The sequence below is a fragment of the Kribbella amoyensis genome (assembly GCF_007828865.1).
In the GTDB taxonomy this organism is placed as follows: Bacteria; Actinomycetota; Actinomycetes; order Propionibacteriales; family Kribbellaceae; genus Kribbella; species Kribbella amoyensis.
Window position 1 is genome coordinate 81,247 of the sequence record NZ_VIVK01000003.1, and the last position, 16,408, is coordinate 97,654.

22 protein-coding genes are annotated in these 16,408 nt (G+C 69.3%); 8 read left to right on the top strand and 14 right to left on the bottom strand.

The annotated features are described in order from the left end of the window. Positions 1 to 37 precede the first annotated feature (37 nt). Positions 38 to 1,528, bottom strand: a complete 1,491-nt coding sequence (locus FB561_RS34430) for a fused MFS/spermidine synthase (RefSeq protein WP_145814272.1) — start codon at positions 1,526 to 1,528, stop codon at positions 38 to 40. A 102-nt stretch (positions 1,529 to 1,630) separates the two neighbouring features. After that, positions 1,631 to 2,401 carry a DUF899 family protein gene (locus tag FB561_RS34435; RefSeq protein WP_145814273.1) on the bottom strand — a complete coding sequence of 257 codons (771 nt, stop codon included), beginning with the start codon at positions 2,399 to 2,401 and terminating at the stop codon, positions 1,631 to 1,633. Positions 2,402 to 2,547: 146 nt separating this feature from the next. On the opposite strand from FB561_RS34435, the gene FB561_RS34440 reads away from it, so the two are divergent. Beyond that, positions 2,548 to 2,919 (top strand): MmcQ/YjbR family DNA-binding protein, encoded by a 372-nt coding sequence (locus tag FB561_RS34440; RefSeq protein WP_145814274.1) that lies wholly within the window; start codon positions 2,548 to 2,550, stop codon positions 2,917 to 2,919. A 20-nt stretch (positions 2,920 to 2,939) separates the two neighbouring features. On the opposite strand, the gene FB561_RS34445 is transcribed toward FB561_RS34440, so the two are convergent. Then, a complete protein-coding gene (locus FB561_RS34445) occupies positions 2,940 to 3,458 on the bottom strand; it encodes a hypothetical protein (protein ID WP_145814275.1) in 519 nt (172 codons plus the stop codon). A gap of 121 nt (positions 3,459 to 3,579) precedes the next feature. Between FB561_RS34445 and FB561_RS34450 the strand changes: the two genes are divergently transcribed. Further along, entirely contained in the window at positions 3,580 to 4,251 is a 672-nt protein-coding gene (locus tag FB561_RS34450) for a TetR/AcrR family transcriptional regulator (RefSeq protein WP_145814276.1), read from the top strand. A 56-nt stretch (positions 4,252 to 4,307) separates the two neighbouring features. On the opposite strand, the gene FB561_RS34455 is transcribed toward FB561_RS34450, so the two are convergent. The 3 genes from FB561_RS34455 to FB561_RS34465 are packed head-to-tail and all read right to left on the bottom strand — an operon-like array spanning position 4,308 to position 6,730. Beyond that, the gene (locus FB561_RS34455; protein WP_145814277.1) at positions 4,308 to 4,973 is read right to left on the bottom strand and encodes a response regulator; all 666 of its coding nucleotides are present in this window, start codon (positions 4,971 to 4,973) and stop codon (positions 4,308 to 4,310) included. After that, the gene (locus FB561_RS34460; protein WP_145814278.1) at positions 4,967 to 6,400 is read right to left on the bottom strand and encodes a sensor histidine kinase; all 1,434 of its coding nucleotides are present in this window, start codon (positions 6,398 to 6,400) and stop codon (positions 4,967 to 4,969) included. Before FB561_RS34460 ends, FB561_RS34455 begins: the two co-directional genes overlap by 7 nt. Before the next feature lie 15 nt (positions 6,401 to 6,415). Continuing rightward, a complete protein-coding gene (locus tag FB561_RS34465) occupies positions 6,416 to 6,730 on the bottom strand; it encodes a hypothetical protein (protein WP_145814279.1) in 315 nt (104 codons plus the stop codon). Between the two features lie 491 nt (positions 6,731 to 7,221). On the opposite strand from FB561_RS34465, the gene FB561_RS34470 reads away from it, so the two are divergent. Next, positions 7,222 to 7,779 (top strand): hypothetical protein, encoded by a 558-nt coding sequence (locus FB561_RS34470; protein ID WP_145814280.1) that lies wholly within the window; start codon positions 7,222 to 7,224, stop codon positions 7,777 to 7,779. A gap of 198 nt (positions 7,780 to 7,977) precedes the next feature. Here FB561_RS34470 and FB561_RS34475 read toward each other — a convergent pair whose 3' ends face one another. Together FB561_RS34475 and FB561_RS34480 are read right to left on the bottom strand one after the other, a co-directional pair. Then, positions 7,978 to 8,481, bottom strand: a complete 504-nt coding sequence (locus FB561_RS34475; protein WP_145814281.1) for a hypothetical protein — start codon at positions 8,479 to 8,481, stop codon at positions 7,978 to 7,980. A gap of 168 nt (positions 8,482 to 8,649) precedes the next feature. Further along, a complete protein-coding gene (locus tag FB561_RS34480) occupies positions 8,650 to 9,201 on the bottom strand; it encodes a YceI family protein (protein ID WP_145814282.1) in 552 nt (183 codons plus the stop codon). Between the two features lie 223 nt (positions 9,202 to 9,424). Here FB561_RS34480 and FB561_RS34485 point away from each other — a divergent pair, with 223 nt between their 5' ends. From FB561_RS34485 to FB561_RS34495, 3 genes are all read left to right on the top strand, one after another. Continuing rightward, on the top strand, positions 9,425 to 9,913 hold the full coding sequence (locus FB561_RS34485) for an FBP domain-containing protein (RefSeq protein ID WP_145814283.1): 489 nt from the start codon (positions 9,425 to 9,427) through the stop codon (positions 9,911 to 9,913). An 87-nt stretch (positions 9,914 to 10,000) separates the two neighbouring features. Further along, positions 10,001 to 10,261 carry a hypothetical protein gene (locus FB561_RS34490; RefSeq protein ID WP_145814284.1) on the top strand — a complete coding sequence of 87 codons (261 nt, stop codon included), beginning with the start codon at positions 10,001 to 10,003 and terminating at the stop codon, positions 10,259 to 10,261. Between the two features lie 8 nt (positions 10,262 to 10,269). Beyond that, positions 10,270 to 11,028 carry a DUF429 domain-containing protein gene (locus FB561_RS34495; RefSeq protein ID WP_145814285.1) on the top strand — a complete coding sequence of 253 codons (759 nt, stop codon included), beginning with the start codon at positions 10,270 to 10,272 and terminating at the stop codon, positions 11,026 to 11,028. 22 nt (positions 11,029 to 11,050) lie between these two features. Here FB561_RS34495 and pyrE read toward each other — a convergent pair whose 3' ends face one another. The 3 genes from pyrE to FB561_RS34510 all read right to left on the bottom strand — a co-directional run bounded on the left by pyrE (position 11,051) and on the right by FB561_RS34510 (position 13,580). Continuing rightward, positions 11,051 to 11,578 (bottom strand): orotate phosphoribosyltransferase, encoded by a 528-nt coding sequence (pyrE, locus tag FB561_RS34500; RefSeq protein WP_145814286.1) that lies wholly within the window; start codon positions 11,576 to 11,578, stop codon positions 11,051 to 11,053. A 37-nt stretch (positions 11,579 to 11,615) separates the two neighbouring features. Continuing rightward, the gene (locus FB561_RS34505; protein WP_145814287.1) at positions 11,616 to 12,860 is read right to left on the bottom strand and encodes an exonuclease domain-containing protein; all 1,245 of its coding nucleotides are present in this window, start codon (positions 12,858 to 12,860) and stop codon (positions 11,616 to 11,618) included. 87 nt (positions 12,861 to 12,947) lie between these two features. Then, positions 12,948 to 13,580: a hypothetical protein gene (locus FB561_RS34510; RefSeq protein ID WP_145814288.1), complete on the bottom strand. Its 633-nt coding sequence runs from the start codon at positions 13,578 to 13,580 to the stop codon at positions 12,948 to 12,950. An 18-nt stretch (positions 13,581 to 13,598) separates the two neighbouring features. On the opposite strand from FB561_RS34510, the gene FB561_RS38100 reads away from it, so the two are divergent. Then, positions 13,599 to 13,754 (top strand): hypothetical protein, encoded by a 156-nt coding sequence (locus tag FB561_RS38100; RefSeq protein WP_170284932.1) that lies wholly within the window; start codon positions 13,599 to 13,601, stop codon positions 13,752 to 13,754. Positions 13,755 to 13,771: 17 nt separating this feature from the next. On the opposite strand, the gene FB561_RS34515 is transcribed toward FB561_RS38100, so the two are convergent. After that, on the bottom strand, positions 13,772 to 14,263 hold the full coding sequence (locus tag FB561_RS34515; RefSeq protein ID WP_145814289.1) for a metallophosphoesterase family protein: 492 nt from the start codon (positions 14,261 to 14,263) through the stop codon (positions 13,772 to 13,774). Between the two features lie 7 nt (positions 14,264 to 14,270). Then, positions 14,271 to 15,257, bottom strand: coding sequence for an NAD-dependent epimerase/dehydratase family protein (locus tag FB561_RS34520; RefSeq protein WP_145814290.1), 987 nt, complete (start codon positions 15,255 to 15,257; stop codon positions 14,271 to 14,273). A gap of 165 nt (positions 15,258 to 15,422) precedes the next feature. On the opposite strand from FB561_RS34520, the gene FB561_RS34525 reads away from it, so the two are divergent. Further along, on the top strand, positions 15,423 to 15,737 hold the full coding sequence (locus tag FB561_RS34525; protein ID WP_145814291.1) for an antibiotic biosynthesis monooxygenase family protein: 315 nt from the start codon (positions 15,423 to 15,425) through the stop codon (positions 15,735 to 15,737). A gap of 156 nt (positions 15,738 to 15,893) precedes the next feature. Here FB561_RS34525 and FB561_RS34530 read toward each other — a convergent pair whose 3' ends face one another. Then, entirely contained in the window at positions 15,894 to 16,193 is a 300-nt protein-coding gene (locus FB561_RS34530) for a hypothetical protein (RefSeq protein ID WP_145814292.1), read from the bottom strand. Positions 16,194 to 16,408 lie beyond the last annotated feature (215 nt).

A 16,408-nucleotide genomic window follows, 5' to 3' on the forward strand; every position in this document is an offset into this window, starting at 1 on the left:
CGCACGCTCAGCCGGGTCTCACCCAGCGGTCACGTCGTCAGCTCGGGAACGGCGTGAGGAGCTGGTCCACCGGGGCGTAGTCGTCCACCAGCAGCGGCGCGTCGCCGACGTACTCCCGGAGCCGGACCGGGTCCACGATCAGCTCCGAGCGGCCGCCCAGATTGCTCTCCAGCAAGTCCGCCGGCAGCGGCTGGTCCGACGCGACCAGGACGAAGTTGCCACCGTGCTGCCCGGTGAGGTTCACCGGCTTGGACACCAGACCGACGTGCGGGAACTCGGCCATCACGGTCCGCAGCTCGGCCTTGAGGAAGTCCTGCGGACCGAAGTCGATCACGTTCACCGCGTAGATTCCGTCCGGGCGCAGGACCCGGCGCACGTCGGCGACGATCTCCCGGGTGGTCAGGTGCCACGGCACCGCGACCCCACCGAAGGCGTCCATCACGATCAGGTCCCAGCTGTCGGCCGGCTCCGACCGGACCCCGAGCCGCCCGTCCCCGATCTGCAGGTCGAGCTCCGGCCCGGGTTGCGCGCCCAGCTCCAACTTGTCGACCTCGATCACGCCGGGGTCGATCTCGTACACCTTGCTCCGGCTGCCCGGATGTGTCGCACTGAGCCAGCGCGGCATCGTCAGCCCGCCCCCACCGACGTGCAGCGCGTCCACCGGCTCCCGCGCGGCCCACTTGCTGTCGATCGCGGCGGCGAAGTCCTTGATGTAGTCGAACTCGAGATAGGTCGGGTCGGCCAGGTCGACGTACGAGTGCCGCAGCTGGTCCAGGTACAGGATGCGGCCGGACGCACGGTTCGGGTCCTCGACCACGCGGGCGCAGTGGTACGCGGTCTCGACCTCGCACGGCCGCGGGGCGAGCAGGGTCAGCCCGGTCCCGATCAGCGCGAGCACCAGCGGTCGCGTCGCCGCCTTCATCCCGCGCAACACGATCGTCAACACGGCACCACTCACCACCAGGACACCACCGAGGCAGAGCACGATGATGCTCGTCGGCACCTGGGCGATGAAAACGAATCCGGTCAGCACGGTCCCCGCGATCGCGCCGGCCGTGGCCCACGCGGAGAGCCGGCCGACGACGGTACCGGTCTTCGCCAGCGTCGACAGTCGCAGCTTCGTCACCATCGGCGTGACCGCGGACAGCAACGCGGCGGGGACGAACAACGCGACCGCCACGGCGAGGAACACGGTGTTCGCGCTGCCGCCGCGGACCGCCTCGCCGGTCCACCGCACGATCGGCAGGACGAGCATGACCAGAGCGCCGCCGACCAGGATCAACGGGCCCAGCGTCTTGATCGGCGACACGGTGTCCGCGAACCGGCCACCGAGTGCGGCACCGAGGGCGATCGCGGTCAGGGCGACGCCGATGATCGCGGTGTTCGTCTCCAGGGTCAGGCCGAGATACGGGGCGACCAGGCGCAACGAGACCAGCTCGAGCACGAGGACGGCCGCCGAACTCCCCAACGCCAAAGCGATGGCCAACTTGTCGCCGATCCCGCGCACGGCCACCTCAGTCTCACTCACGCGCGCCACCCTATCCACGACGCCAACCAGCACGAATTCGCCGACGGCACACGGCATCCGGCGATCGCATGGAGAGCGATGGTGCGACGGCGTGGGTCAGAGCTAGGTGGTGAGGTCGTCGGAGCGTCCCGCGGCGAGGCGTGACCAGTGCGGGATCGGGCGGCCCCCGCTCCGCAGGATCGTGTACTCCTCGTCGGCGCCCCACGCCTGCGGCCAGCCGTTCGGCGAGTCCTCGTGCACCTCCTGCCGGCCGTACACGGTGAGGTCCATCAGCGAGTAGCTGTTGTCCATCACCTCGACCCCACGCATCGTCGTCCACCACGTCTCGAAGACCCGATCTCCGTCCCGGACGTAGCAGACCAGGTGCATCGGCCCGATCTGCCGCCCGACGAGCAAGGTGTCCAGCGACGCCTCCGCGGAGTACCAGGGCATCGTCCATCCCATGAAGTCCCGGTACCGGCTGCTCTCGTCGTACGGGCCCTGGCAGAGCACCGCGTACGTGATGTCGCGCGAATGCAGGTACGACAGCTCGGCGACGTGCGTGTTGCACCAGGTGCAGCCCTCGCACTGGTCCGTGGCCGGGTGACCCGGGTGCCACATGAAGTAGTAGGCGATGAGCTGCCGTCGTCCCTCGAACGCGTCGAGCAAGGTGATCGGCCCGTCCGGCCCGACCAGCTCGGCACCGGCGTCCACCTCGACCATCGGCAACCGCCGCCGTGCGGCGGCCACCGCATCGCCTTCGCGGGTCAACGCCTTCTCACGGATCCGCAGTTCGCTGACGGCCTCCTCGAAGGCGGCCCGGTCGACGACGGTTGGCAAGCTCGCCCGCCGCGTACTGTCGGTGCGCCCGTCGAAGTCGGTCGAGTCAGTCATGGCATTCTCCCGTCGTCAATCGTTCGCCGGCCCACTTTCGCCGGCTTACAAGGCACATCGGAACCGGCCGGGCGTTCTCGACACGGCCGGGGAATGGCAGGCTGTAGCCGAATGGAATCCCAACGCTAATCCCGGAGGGCGGTCAGGTGGACGGGTTGGAGCGGTTGCGGGCGTTGTGCCTGGCGTTGCCCGAGGTGACCGAGCGGTTGAGCCACGGTGAGCCGACCTGGTTCGTCCGGGGCAAGAAGACGTTCGTGATGTTCGCCAATCAGCACCACGACGACCGCGTCGCCTTCTGGTGCGCCGCGCCCGAGGGCGCCCAGGACGCGCTGATCACCGCCGACCCCGACCACTTCTTCCGCCCGCCGTACGTCGGCCACCGCGGCTGGCTCGGCGTCTACCTCGACGTCCCCGAGGTGAACTGGTCACACCTGGAAGACATCGTCGAAGACGCCTACCGGCAGATCGCCCCCAAGACCCTGATTGCCCAACTCGACGCATCCCCCGACCCCACGTAGCTCCGCGGAGGACGCGGTCGTCAGCCCAGGGAGACAGCGATCAGGGCGATCGCGGAGCCGCCGAAGACGATCGTGTTGCGGACGTAGGTCTGCGCGCGCACCCAACCGGGAAACGCGTGCTCGGCCGCCTCGAGGAACGGAGCGACCTCGACCCGCGCCAGCTCCGGATCCCCCTTGCGCCGGAAGGCTCCCTCGACGGACTTCACCGCGGTCAGGTTGCTGTACACGATCCCGACGTTCAGCAGCAGCACCAGCGACGAGAAGATCCAGGTCAGCAGTTGCGCCGATCCCGCGTCCGCGAGGTTCAGCCCCGCGACGACGATCATCACGGCGGCCACGAGCACCGGAACCGCCGTCTCGTGCCCGCCGGCGTCGAACCGCAGCCTGTTCTCCTCCAGCACCTCCGGCCGAACCCGCTGCAGGCGCAACTCGGCCACCGCGGCCGCCTTCGCGACCGGACCGAATCGGTGCCGGACCAACGGGATGCTGACGAAGGCGGCGGCGACCAGGACCTGCATGAGGGCGGCGAGGGTGTTCATCAGTGTCCCCTTTTTCGACTTGCACTAAGTTCAATTGGGTCGAGACCGACAGTAGACCCGTACTTGAACAAAGTGCAAGAGGGTTCTTGAACAGTGTGCAAGTGGCTCGTACGGTGATCCCATGCCCCGTGACACCCTCACCGCCGACCAGATCGTCAACGCCGCGATCGAGCTCCTCGACGCCGACGGCATCGAAGGCCTGAACATGCGCGCCCTGGGCAAACGTCTCGACTCCGCCGCGACGGCCGTGTACTGGCACGTGAAGAGCAAGGACAACCTCGTCCGCCTCGTCACCGACCGCGTCTGGGGCGAACTCGAACTCCCCGAGCCGACCACCGCCACCGACTGGCGCATCGCCGCCGCCGCGATGGCCACCGACCTGTACGGCCTGTTCATCCGGCACCCGTGGCTGGTCCAGGTCTTCGCGACCCACCTCGTCTACGGCGACAGCAAGGCCCGCCACGACGACCACAGTCTCGGCCTCTACGAAGCCGCCGGCTTCACCAGCACGCAGGCCGACCAAGCCGTGGCCACCGTCTTCACCTACGTGCTCGGCAACGCGAGCGGTGCCGCAGCGACCGCCTCACTCACCCGAAGACTTCAGAACGACGCCACCGCCGAACAGTTCGAAGAAGCCATGGCCCAGGCCCAGGCGATCGGCCTCCGCTACCCCTACCTCCGCGCCCGCCTCGAAACCCCAGCCGGCACCACGTACGCCGCTGCCCCCGAACGAACCTTCGAGTTCGGCCTCCAAGCCCTCCTGGACGGCCTCCACCGAGAGCTGACCCAGTAGCAGTCAGCTCGCGAACGGAGCAGCGGTCGGCGGTGGTTGGAGCCGGGTGGCGGTGGTCAGCGGCGGGGGCCGGGGTGAACGAGGCCGGACTCGTAGGCGTGGACGACTGCTTGGGCTCGGTCTCTCAGGTTGAGCTTGGCGAGGATGCGGCTGACGTGGGTCTTCACCGTCTGCTCAGCCAGGGTGAGTCCGGCCGCGATCTCGCGGTTGGAGTGACCGCGAGCGATCAGCTTCAGCACCTCGGTCTCCCGCGGTGTGAGCTCGCCGGACGTTGTCGGCAGCACCGGCTGCACGCGGGCGAAGTCCTCCACCAACCGCCGCGTGATCGACGGAGCCAACAGCGCATCTCCCGCAGCAACGACCCGGACAGCAGCGGCCAGCTCACCCGGCGGCGAGTGCTTCAACAGGAACCCGCTCGCCCCGGCTCGCAGGGCGTCGTACACGTACTCGTCCAGGTCGAACGTGGTCAGCATGATCACCCGCGGTGCCTGACCCGACGTCCACTCCCCGAGAATCCGCCGCGTGGCCGCAAGCCCGTCGAGCACCGGCATCCGGACGTCCATCAGGATCACGTCCGGCGCCAACCGCCTTGCGATCTCGACCGCCTCGGCCCCGTCGGCCGCTTGCCCGACCACCTCGAGATCCGGCTCGGCAGCAAGCAGCGCCCGGAACCCGGCCCGCACCATCTCCTGGTCATCCACCACCACAACCTGAATCACCAGCTCGCCTCCCGAGGAAGGGTCACCTCGACCGCGAACCCGCCGACCGGTGTCGAGCCGTAGCGCAACCGGCCGTCGACGAGTGCAGCTCGTTCGCGCATCCCAATCAAGCCGTGCCCACGATCATCGGTCAGTCCGTGCCCGCGATCGCCTGTCGGGCCATGCCCGCGATCGCCTGTCGGGCCATGCCCGCGATCGTCGGCAGGCGGTCGCGCGTCGCCACCGGTTGCCGTACTCCCCTGGCTCGGGCCGTCGTTGCCTGGTGAAGGGCCGTTCACGACGGAGACAATCAAGCTGTCCTGGGTCTGTCGAACAGCGACGGTGATGGCCGCGTCGGGCGCGTGCCGCAGCGCGTTGGTGATCGCCTCCTGCACGATCCGGTACGCGGTCAGCTCCACCGCCTGATCTGCGAGCCCGGCCTGTTGGGCGTCGAGCCGAATGTCCGCACCCGCCTCCCTCGCCCGCTCGACCAACTGCGGCAACTCCGCCAGCCCCGGCTGCGGCTCGAGCCGTGCACCCGCAACCCCAGGAAGCCCCTCCCTTTCCGCGGCAAGCACCCCACCACCAGAACGCGCCTCACCACGCGGCCCGACCAGAACGGCCTCGGTCTCCTGCACCTCCGCCGCCGCCCCAGCGGAGAGGTGTTCGCCATCGGGAGAGTTGGACGAGGTCGGCGCCTCCCTGAGAAGCCGAAGAACACGGCGCATCTCGGTCAGCGACGTCCGCGCCTCCGTCGCCAATGCGGAGAACTCGTCGCGGGTTTCGGCGGGTAGGTCGGGCAGCCGATGCGGTGCGCTGTCGGCGCGGACGACGAGCACCGACAGGTGATGAGCCACGACGTCGTGGAGCTCGCGGGCGATGCGGGCGCGCTCCTGCCAGCGGGCTCGCTCGGCGCGTTCGGCGGCGCTGATCGTCTGCTGCTCGGCGAGTTGACGCCGGGTCTCGGCCCGCGAACGCAGCAGATCACCAAGCACCACGGCGACGGCCGAGAAGACCGCCATCGTGAGCAGTCCCGGCCAGCTCCCGCGGTCGGGTGCCAGCACCATCGCGATCACGCCGACCAGTTGCGTCAACGCCCACCACCCGGCCATCGCCCGACGGGAAGCACCACGAGCCGCGATCACGACCAGCACCGCGCAATGCCCGAAGATCCCCGTGACCGGCCACGGCCACGGCTCGCTCGGTGACACCGGTGTACTGATCGCGGCCGTCAACGCCATCACCAGCAGGGACACCGGCACGCTGATCGGCGGCCGCAGCCAGGTGAGATCCAGCGCCACGGCACGGGCCATCCCGAGCGCCAGCGCGGCCCCCAGGGGCACGTCGTAGTGCTGGCCCATGTCCGAGGTGGTCAGCACCAGCAGCGCCGCGGTCCCGAACCCGGCCACCCAGGCCCATCGGCCCGCCGGCCACCCCGTCTCGACGCTCATCCTCAGACCCTAACCTCAGAGCTGCCGGGTCCAGGCGACGAAGAACAGCAGCCCGCCCACTGTGAGCACAATGGTTGCCGGAAGCACCCACCAGGCGACCGCGGACCCGTACGCCCGGCGGATCGCGGCCGCGTGCAGCCGGCCGATCCCGCCCAGGACGAACGGCAGCACGGCGATCACGGGCACCGCCACCAAGGCATGGACGGCCCAGGCACCCGCCAACGTCGGACCACCCCAGGTCTCCGGCCCGAACGGCCCGTGCTCGACCAGTCCGTAGAACGGCCCGCGCACCACCGAGACGCCGAGCAGGAACGCCAGGAACCAGCTCACCAGGCCGAGCACAACGCTCAGGCCGGCGTGCAGGAGTACGGATAGCGGACCAGGTCGGCGTATGCGCAGAGGCTCCGGCGACCCCTGGAAGCGGGCCAACCGGCGCCATCGTTCGTACACGCCGTCGCGTCGCCCAACCACCGCGGCACCGAGCACCCAAACACCGATCGGCACCAGCACCAGGGCGTACCCGAGGGAACGCGGCAATCGCCTGATCGGGCGCGATTCTGGGCGGGATCGGGGTGGTGGAACCGATCGGGTGAGCAGGTCCGGCATCGGAGTCTCCTTCGGCTTCTCGAGGACGACTTCGAGCCTAGAAATCGGGCCGGATCGGCACATCCAGCCACGGAGCCAATTTCGACCCCCTACCCCAGTACGGGGTCGGCTGTGATCCAGGTCACAGTGACTACGATCCGCGTCCGCCCGTTACACGGTCAGTGCCGGTGGGTGCGTGCGGCAGCGCCGGCACACCGACAGGAGGTTCGAACACGATGCGCCTTCGGAACCTGGTGGTGACCGCCACGCTGATCCCGGTCCTGATGCTCGCAGGTTGCGGTACCGACGACGCGGCGGAGGCTGCTTCGTCGCCGGGCGCCCAGAAGGCGTCCAAGGAAGGTGCGGCCACCGAGGCCGCCGACGCGCCGGAGAACCGGCAGGCCACCGCCGACCCGGTGGTGAACGCGTACTACGACTACCGCGTCGCCCTGGACACGATGATGCGCAGCGGCGGCAAGGCGACCAAGCAGTTGATCCCGGTGATGACACCTGAGCTGTACCGCTCGATCAGCCAGCAGGCGAAGTACTTCCGGACGAAGAAGCTGCACAACACCGGCACGACCAAGGTGCTCTGGGCGAAGCGGACCCTGGTCGCCCAGGGCGTGATCGTCCGCGCCTGCTACGACACCAAGCTCGCCCGCACCGTCGACGCGGACGGCAAGAGCGTGCAGCCGGCCAGGTCCCCGACCCGCTGGGTGGACGAGATGCGCGTCGAGCTCCGCGACGGCCGCTGGGTGGTCGACGGCGGCCGGGCCACACCCACCAGGTGCTGACCCCGCACCACTGACCACGACACCGGGCAGCTTGGCGGCGCCCGGTGCAAGGTCATCACCCCGAACGACTTCGGACCGACTGTCCTGCCCTGGACAACACCTCACGGTTCGGAGCAGCTCGCAGCGCGGAGAGCCAACCCCTCGGCTCTCCGCGCCGCGGACTCCCACCAACAGCCACACACCACGCGCGCCACCAGGTCACGCGTGGCGGGACTCGATCTGGATCAGCTCCTCGACCGCCCGCTGCAATTCGGCGTCGTGCTCAGGACCGGACCAGACCACGATCCGCCCCTTGTCGCCGAGCTTGGCGGCGACGAGTTCACGAGCCGGCGTCGGATCACCCTGGTTGAGCAGGATGACGAGCCGACGACCGTCCCGCTCGAGCCGATCCAGCAACGGCGGCAACGTCGACCCCCGGAACAGGCCCGGGTCGCTCTTCACCTTCGTCTCCACCATCACTCCGCGCCCCCGCACCACGAGCAGGAAGTCGGCGCGATCCCGGGCGAACTCGCGATCGTGGTACACCCGCGACTTCGGCCAGAGCCGGTGGATCGCCTCGTCCACGTCCGCGTCGTACCGGGCGGCGAGCCGGCTGATCCTGGAACTCGTCCCGCGGGGGCGCAGCGCTTCCGGCGTCCGGCGGGTCCGGTGGTGGCGGCCCAGGAGCGGGCGCAGCCAGCGGTAGAAGGTGGTGTCGAACATCGGCGGACCCCTTGACCTGGTTCGGGCACTCGCTGAGAGTGTTCCAGCACCTCCGGTGACCAAACCTCACGTCACCCGCCCGACCGCCGATCGTGATCCCATCGCGACGAACCCGCGATGCCCGGTCCCGGGGCCCGGACAGGGCGACCCCGGGACCGGAAGAGAAAATCAGGCGTTCTTGATCGCGGAGACCTCGATCTCGAGCGTGACCTTCTCGCTCACCAGCACGCCGCCGCCTTCGAGGGCCGCGTTCCAGCTGACGCCGAAGTCCTTGCGGTTGATCACGACCGAGCCCTCGAGCCCGATCCGGGTGTTGCCGAACGGGTCGACCGCGGTCCCGGTGTACTCGAACTCGATGGTCACCGGCTTGGTGACACCGCGGACCGAGAGGTCGCCGCTGACCTTGAAGGTCTCGTCGCCGCTCGGCTCGACCGCGGTGGACACGAAGGTGATCTCCGGGTTGTTGTCCATGTCGAGGAAGTCGTTGCTGCGCAGGTGCTCGTCGCGCTGGCCGTTACGGGTGTCGATGCTCTTGGCCTGGATCACCACGCGCACCGACGAGTTGGCCGGGTTGTCGCCGTCGAGGTGGGCGGTCCCCTCCCACTCGTTGAACGCGCCGCGCACCTTGGTCACCATCGCGTGCCGGGCGACGAAGCCGACCCGGCTGTGGGAGGTGTCGATGGTGTAGTCGCCGGTGAGCTCGGCCGTGGCGGTCGTCATGTCGTTCTGCCTCCATCGGGGGGGTAATTGAAGGTTACACCGTTCAACTTTGCACAACCCGGATCGGTCCGTCCAGCCCTGACACGCCCGACGTACCCGAAAACGCCGTCCCCATGCCTCGGCGTACGGTTGCTGGGAGCAACGACCTCCATATTTTGGTTGCGCGGACCAGGTCCGGACGGGTTGGCTGAAGCCGTCGGTCGAGCAGTCGCGGGAGGATGTCGTGGAACCGGTCAGTGTCGAGGAGATCAGGCGCTCCTTCGTGAACTCGACCAAGAGCCAGATCAAGGCGATGACGCCGCCGGCCCGGTTCACCGAGTTGCCGTGGGAGTCGCTGGACTATCTCGGCTGGCGGGACGCGAAGGCGCCGAACCGCGCGTACCTGGTGGTCCGCCGGGACGACGGGCTGATCGCGATCGCCTTGCAGACGGCGGCCACCGGGAAGCCGCGCCGCGGGACCGGTCTGTGCGACATCTGCAACACCGCTCACCAGGTGACCGACGTCGCGCTGTTCGTGGCGCGCCGGGCCGGGTCCGCGGGTCGCGAGGGCAACACGGTCGGCACCTACATCTGCGCCGATCTGGCCTGCTCCCTGTACATCCGCGGACTGCGCGAGCTCGAGGTCCCGCAGGGCGACACCGCGTCGCCCGAGGTCCGCGCCACCCGGCTCGGCGAGCGGCTGGAGAGTTTCGCCGCGCGAGTTCTCGCCTGAATCGTCCTCGGGGCGGCAGAATCAAACCTCGCGCCACTGGGAACTAGTGTGGATCTCAGGGCAGGCATCAGGGAGGACGCAGTCGCGATGTCGGAGTTCAGAATCACCCACGAGATCCACGAGGTCCATCCGGACATCCGCGAGAAGCTCACCGCGGCGACGATCGACGCGATCAACGAGTCCAGCGCGAGATCGGCCGAGGACGCGGCGCTGGTCCTGCGTCACCGGCTCGGCGAGATCGGCGTGAACATGAGCGAGGAAGCCTGCCTGGCCGCGATCGAGCGGATCCGTTCGGGCAAGTCGCTGCGCTTCGAGATCGAACGCGACGACTCGGACGGCGCCGAGTAGCGGCGAGCGTGTACTTCGTCGGCGTCGACCTGGCCTGGGGATCCCGCGGTACCACCGGGCTGGCCGTCGCCGGCGAGGACGGCCAGGTCCTCGACATCACCACCCGGCAGACCGACGACGACATCCTCGCCTGGTTGCGGCCGTGGACCGAGGGACCGTGCTTCGTCGCGTTCGACGCGCCGTTGATCGTGGTCAACCCGACGGGGCATCGCCTCTGCGAACGCCTGGTCTCGCGGTACTTCGGCCGGTACGGCGCGTCGTGCCACGCGGCGAACACGGCGAACCCGAGCTTCTCCGAAGGATCCCGGGCGCTCCGTCTGGCGACCGCGCTCGGACTCAGTACGGATCCTGGTTCGCCGCGGCATGCCGCTGAGGTGTACCCGCATCCGGCGCTGGTGACGTTGTTCGAGTTGCCGCGAGTGCTGCAGTACAAGGCGAAACCTGGTCGGGACTTCGCGCAGCTGCGCGGCGAGATGCTGCGGCTGGTCACGTACTTGGAGTCGCTGGCGGCCGCGGATCCACCGCTGGTCCTGAAGAGCAGTCCGCAGTGGGAGCGGATCCGGGACGGCCTGGAGAGCGCGGCGCGGAAGGCCGATCTCAAGCGTCTCGAGGACGCGATCGACGGCGTCGTCTGCGCGTACATCGCGGCCTACGCCACCGCACGCCCTACCGACGTCCGCACTCTCGGGGATCCCGCTGACGGCACGATCCTGGTCCCGGTCGACCCCGACCTCGCCACTCGGATCGACCAGGAACCACTCGGCTGACGCGGATCACCTGATCCGCCTTTCATCCAGCTGCGGTGCGAAGGTCGGTCGCGGTGAGGAGGGAGATCAGCTGCAGGTCAGCGGCGGTGAGCGCCTCGGTACCGCCCTGCTCGCGATCGATCACGCACAACGCTTCCTGCACGTCGGCGCCCAGTGCGCGGAGCTCCTTCGTCGACAGGACGATCTGCCCACCGCTGGTCACCACGTCCTCGATCACCAGTACCCGGCGACCCTCGATGTCCGCACCCTCGGCCAGTCGCGCCGTGCCGTACGGCTTGGCCGCCTTCCGCACGAACGCGCACGGCAGCCCCGTGTGCCGCCCGAGCGCGGTCACCACCGGGATCCCGCCCATCTCCAACCCGGCCAGCACCTCGGTCCCGCTCGGCACCAGCGGCACCATCGCGCGAGCCACCTCGTCCAGCAGCACCGGGTCCGCCTCGAAGCGATATTTATCGAAGTAGTGGTCCGTCACCCGCCCGGACCGGAGCACGAACTCACCGGTCAGATGAGCAACGCCGTAGATCCGCCGAGCCAGGTCCAAGGTGTCCACGCTCGCACCCTAATCCGTTCGATCCCGGCCGACCCGATCACCCCACCTTCCGCTCGCCGGCGGGCAGCAGGTGGGGAGGAAGGAGCCGGCGGAAGTCGTCCAGACCGATGATCGGGACCTCGTACTCCCTAGCCGTGCGCGCCTTGACCGACAGGCTGTCCACGTCGGCCGCGACGACGAACGTGGTCTCCGGCCGCACCGCCTCCTGCGGCACGAACCCGGCGGCCACCGCGCGATCCCACCAGGTCTCACGTGACTCCACCATGTCGCCGGTGAACACCAACGTGCTCCCGGGCGGGAAGCCGCGCGAACCAGGCCGCGCCGGCACCTCGTACCGGCCGTCGCTCGCCGCCGTCAGGGCGTCGTCCACGTCGGTCGCCCGGTGGCCGAGCATCACCGCGACCCGGTCCAGGTCGTCGCGTCGGTCGTCGCTGATCTCGCCGTCCCGCCACAACGCGGACGCGAGACCGGCCAGGTAGAACCCGTGCAACTGGTCGACCTCGGACCTGGTCAGCCCCAGATCCGTGGCCCCGTGCACCAACTGGTCCGCGCCCGCGGCGTCGATCTCGCCGTCCGTGAGCAGCATGTCGAGCAGGGCCAGGTACGAATCGGCTTGCGGCGGCTCCGGGACGCGCGGCAACTGGTCGACCAGCCGGCTCATCCAACCGTGCCGTCCACCCGCATGCACCGCCCGCACCGTCGGCGTGAACTCGTGCACCGGCAACTCCGGCCAGGGCAGCCCGCGGATCTCCTCGTAGGCCCAATGCCAAGGTGGCGGCGACGGGAACGCGCGCAGATAGGTCGCGAACAGCTCGGCCGTCGCGCGAGTGTCCGCCAACGCGGAATGCCAACCCTGCAACGAGATCCCGGCCACCGAGCAGCAGGCGCCAAGAGTCCGCTTGGCCCCCGGATACAGGTAGCCCGCGAGCGCCATCGTGCACATCGACCGCTCGGTGATCAGCGGCACCTCGACCCCGATCCGGGCGAACTCGGCCCGCAGGAACCCGAGATCGAACTCCACGTTGTGCCCGACCACCATCCGCCCCGCGAGCAGCCCGCCGAGATGCCGCGCGACGTCGCCGAAGTCGGGTGCCGCGAGCACGTCCGAGGTCAGGATGCCGTGGATGTGCTGGGGACCGAGGTCACGTCGTGGGTTCAGCAGCGTGACGAACTCGTCCTCGACCTGACCGTGCCGGTCGAGCCGCACGACCGCGATCTCGATCACCCGGTGCCCGTGCCCGGGCAGCAGGCCGGTCGTCTCGGTGTCGATGACGGCGTACATCCGGCGCCTCCTCCGGCTCGATTCCGACCTGTGACAAGCCAATCACAGCCCACCGACATTTCTCGGCGGACCGCGATGCGGGACTGATCAGGACGGCAGGTCGACCGCGATCTCGGCGCCCAGTTCGGCACCCAGGCCGAGCTCCAGGTCGTCGCCGCTCCAGAATCGCCCGGGGTCGTACCAGTTCGGGCGCCGTCCCTCGGGAAGCAGGCCCATCGCCTCGTACGTCACGGCCACCACCTCCGCGCAGTACGCGGTCTCCAGCTCGAGGTCGCGCCGGCCCTGACGGAACGCGGGGACCCGGCCGCGCAACCACCTGGACGCCAGCCGCGCCGTGGACGGGAACGGCGTACCGTCCAGCCGCGCGATCGTCTGCAGTACGGCGTCCTCCATCTCCCGCGTCACGGAGTGGTCCAGCTGCCGCAACCACGCGCGCTGCCCGTACTTGTTGCCCCACGTCATCACCGCATCGCGCAGGTCGTGCAGCTGGACACCGCGGTGGTGCTTGCCCGTCCACACGTCCGGCAGCGAGCGGCCGAGCTCGGCGTGCCACATGAGCGGTGGCAGGTCCTCGATCACCACGGCCATGCCGACGTGGTTCACCGGGCTGTTGGTGGTCAGCTGGATCGCGCGATCGGCCGCGCTCCCACCGCGGAACAGCCAAATGTCACCTGTTCGTGTCAGATCCGTAGCGTCGTCCAGTGCAATCCGCGTCTCCACGCCGCTAGGTTAGTGCGCATGAAGGTATGGAAGGTCGTAGGACTGGCGGGCCTGGTCGGCGTGGCCGCCACCGGTGTGGTGATCGCGCGCGGTGAGCGCAAGCGGAAGGCCTACACCCCGGAAGAGGTCCGCGACAGGCTCAAGACCCGGATCAAGGAAGCCGCGAGCGCCTGACGCTTGGCAGGAACAAGTCAAAGGTTGTGTAGGGCAACGTCTTTGAGGCGGCCGGAGTCGATCACGGCCGTCTGGTAGGTGCAGTACGGCTGCCGCCGGCGGTCGGTCGGCGAGCCTGGATTGAGCAGCCGCAGCCCACCCGGCGACGTGCTGTCCCACGGGATGTGGCTGTGCCCGAACACCAGCAGATCCACCCCCGGGTACGCCTTCTCGCAACGCTCCTCGCGACCTTTCGCCTGACCGGTCTCGTGCACGACCGCGACGGACAGCCCGTCCAGGGTCACGCGCGCGACCTCGGGCAGCCGCGCGCGGAGTACCGGGCCGTCGTTGTTGCCCCAGCAGCCGACCAACCGGCGGGCGCGTCCCTCCAGCTCGTCGAGCAGTTCGACGTTCACCCAGTCGCCGGCGTGGATCACCACGTCGGCGTCGTCGATCGCCTGCCAGACGACGTCGGGCAGCTTCTTCGCCCGTACCGGCAGATGCGTGTCCGAGATCAGTACCAGCCGCATGCGTCCACTATGGCAGTGCCGCGATCAGCTCCTTCTCCTTCCCGGCGCTGAGCCCGGCCTTGCGCTCCCGCTCCAGCCCCAGCTCGCGCTCCCAGGCGAGCGTGTCCCGCACGAACTCCTCCCGCGACCGATGCTTCAGGCCGGCTTTGAGCGCCGCCTGGCCGCTCCGGCTGGACCACCCTTCGTACCCCGGCTCCGTCAGCCACATCGCGAGCGACTCGGGGCCCATGAACTGCCCGACCTTCTGCTCCTCCAGCCACTCGCGCGGCGCGAGCACGACCGGACCCGTGTGCCCGCCCACCGCCCGGATCAGGTCGATCCACTCCCCGAACGGAACCACCGGACCGATCGTGTCGTACGTGCCGGTCGTGCCCTTCTCGGCGCAGTCCAGCAACCAGGACGCGAGGTCGCGTACGTCGATCACCGAGGTCGCCAGGTCGGGCGTGTCCGGCACCAGCAGCGGCTCCTCGGGCGCGCGAGCCGCTCGCGCCACCCAGGCGCCGGCCCGGTCACTCGGATCACCGGGACCGCCGATCAGGCCGGCCCGCGCGATCACCAGCCGATCGCCGACCGCCGCGAGCGACGCCTGCTCACAGGCCACCTTCGCCTCGCCGTACAACTCCCGGTCGGCGAGGTCGAGGTCCGTTGCCGCACGCAACGGTGCAGACTCGTCCGCGCCCGGCGTGTCGAACTTCTCGTACGCGTTGCCCGACGACACGTACGTCCAGTGCCCGGCCCGCGGCCCGAACTCGGCCAGCGCGGCCCGGACGAACCCCGGCTGCCAGGACACCTCGAACACGGCGTCCCATGCCTGGTCCGGCACCTCGGCGTACGCATCGGGGCGGCTGCGATCGGTCGAGACGAGCGTCGCCCCCTGGGCCACCTGACCACTCTCGCCCCGGGCGACACACGTGACCGCGTGTCCGCGAGCCAGGGCCTGCGTCGCGATCTCCCGGCCGAGCCAGGCCGTCCCACCAAGAATCAGAATGTCCACGAACCCAACCCAACCAGGTGATTCCGACAGAACCGGCATCTCTTCGCTGACAGCAGACGGACACGCTTCGTGGCCCCTCGCAACCAGCGGGTCAACCCTCTTGCGGAGCCACGCCGAGCGGGCGCAATGTCGCAGCAGGAGGTCCCAATCACCGAGGGGGAAGAGATGGCCGGCTTCGTTCAGATCATCGAGTACCGCACGTCCAAGCCGGACGAGATCGCCGCGCTGAGCGACGAGTTCCGCAAGGCCCGCGAGGCGGAAGCCGACGGCCCGGCGCCGTTGCGGGTCATGACCTGCGCCGACCGGGAGACGCCAGGGCGCTACTACAGCGTGATCGAGTTCGAGTCCTACGAGGACGCGATGGCGAACTCGGCCCGCGCGGACACCACGGAGTACGCCCAGAAGATGAACGCGCTGTCCGACGGCCCGCCGAAGTTCTACAACCTGGACCTGGTCCAGGCGATGGACTACAGCCGCTGACGCAAGGAGAGCGGACCGGCTCCGGAGGGAGGTCGGAGCCGGCCCGCTCGGTCGGACCAGGTCCGCGGCGCCGGACCCGGTCTTGGTCAGGTGGTCAGGTGGTCAGGTGGGACGGCGTGCTGCCGCCTTGGTCATCGGCGCGATCGGTCAGGTGGATCAGAGGTCGGGTGCGGCGTGCAGATCGGGCCAGGGGCGCGGCGGCAGATCGGTCCGGACGCGCACGTCGGGATCCGGGCCGGAGTCGGGATCGAGCCACTCGACCTCGGTGGCCCCGTCGTGCCCGTGGATCGCGATCACCGACTCGATGCTGTCCCAGACCGTGGTGGTCGGATAGTCGCCGTACCAGCGGAGCGCGACCGCCCCGTCGGTGAACCGGACGCCCTCGGCGACGGCCCCGGTACCACTCACCCCGGAGACGTCCTCATGACGGAACAACCGGAACCGGCGAGCACTCATTTCGGCGTAACCTCCCAGAGCCGCTCCCCCGGCAACGCCCGCGTGGGCCCGGGGTCAGGATCCGGAAGCGGCTCACTGGTCACCCGCAACCCGGCGAACCGGCGCGACATCGCAGCGGCATAACGATCGGCCAACTCGGCCTCGGCCCGGTAGTCCGCGACCACATGGTCCCCGAACCACACACGCACCCGCCGACGACAAGGACCAGCATCTCC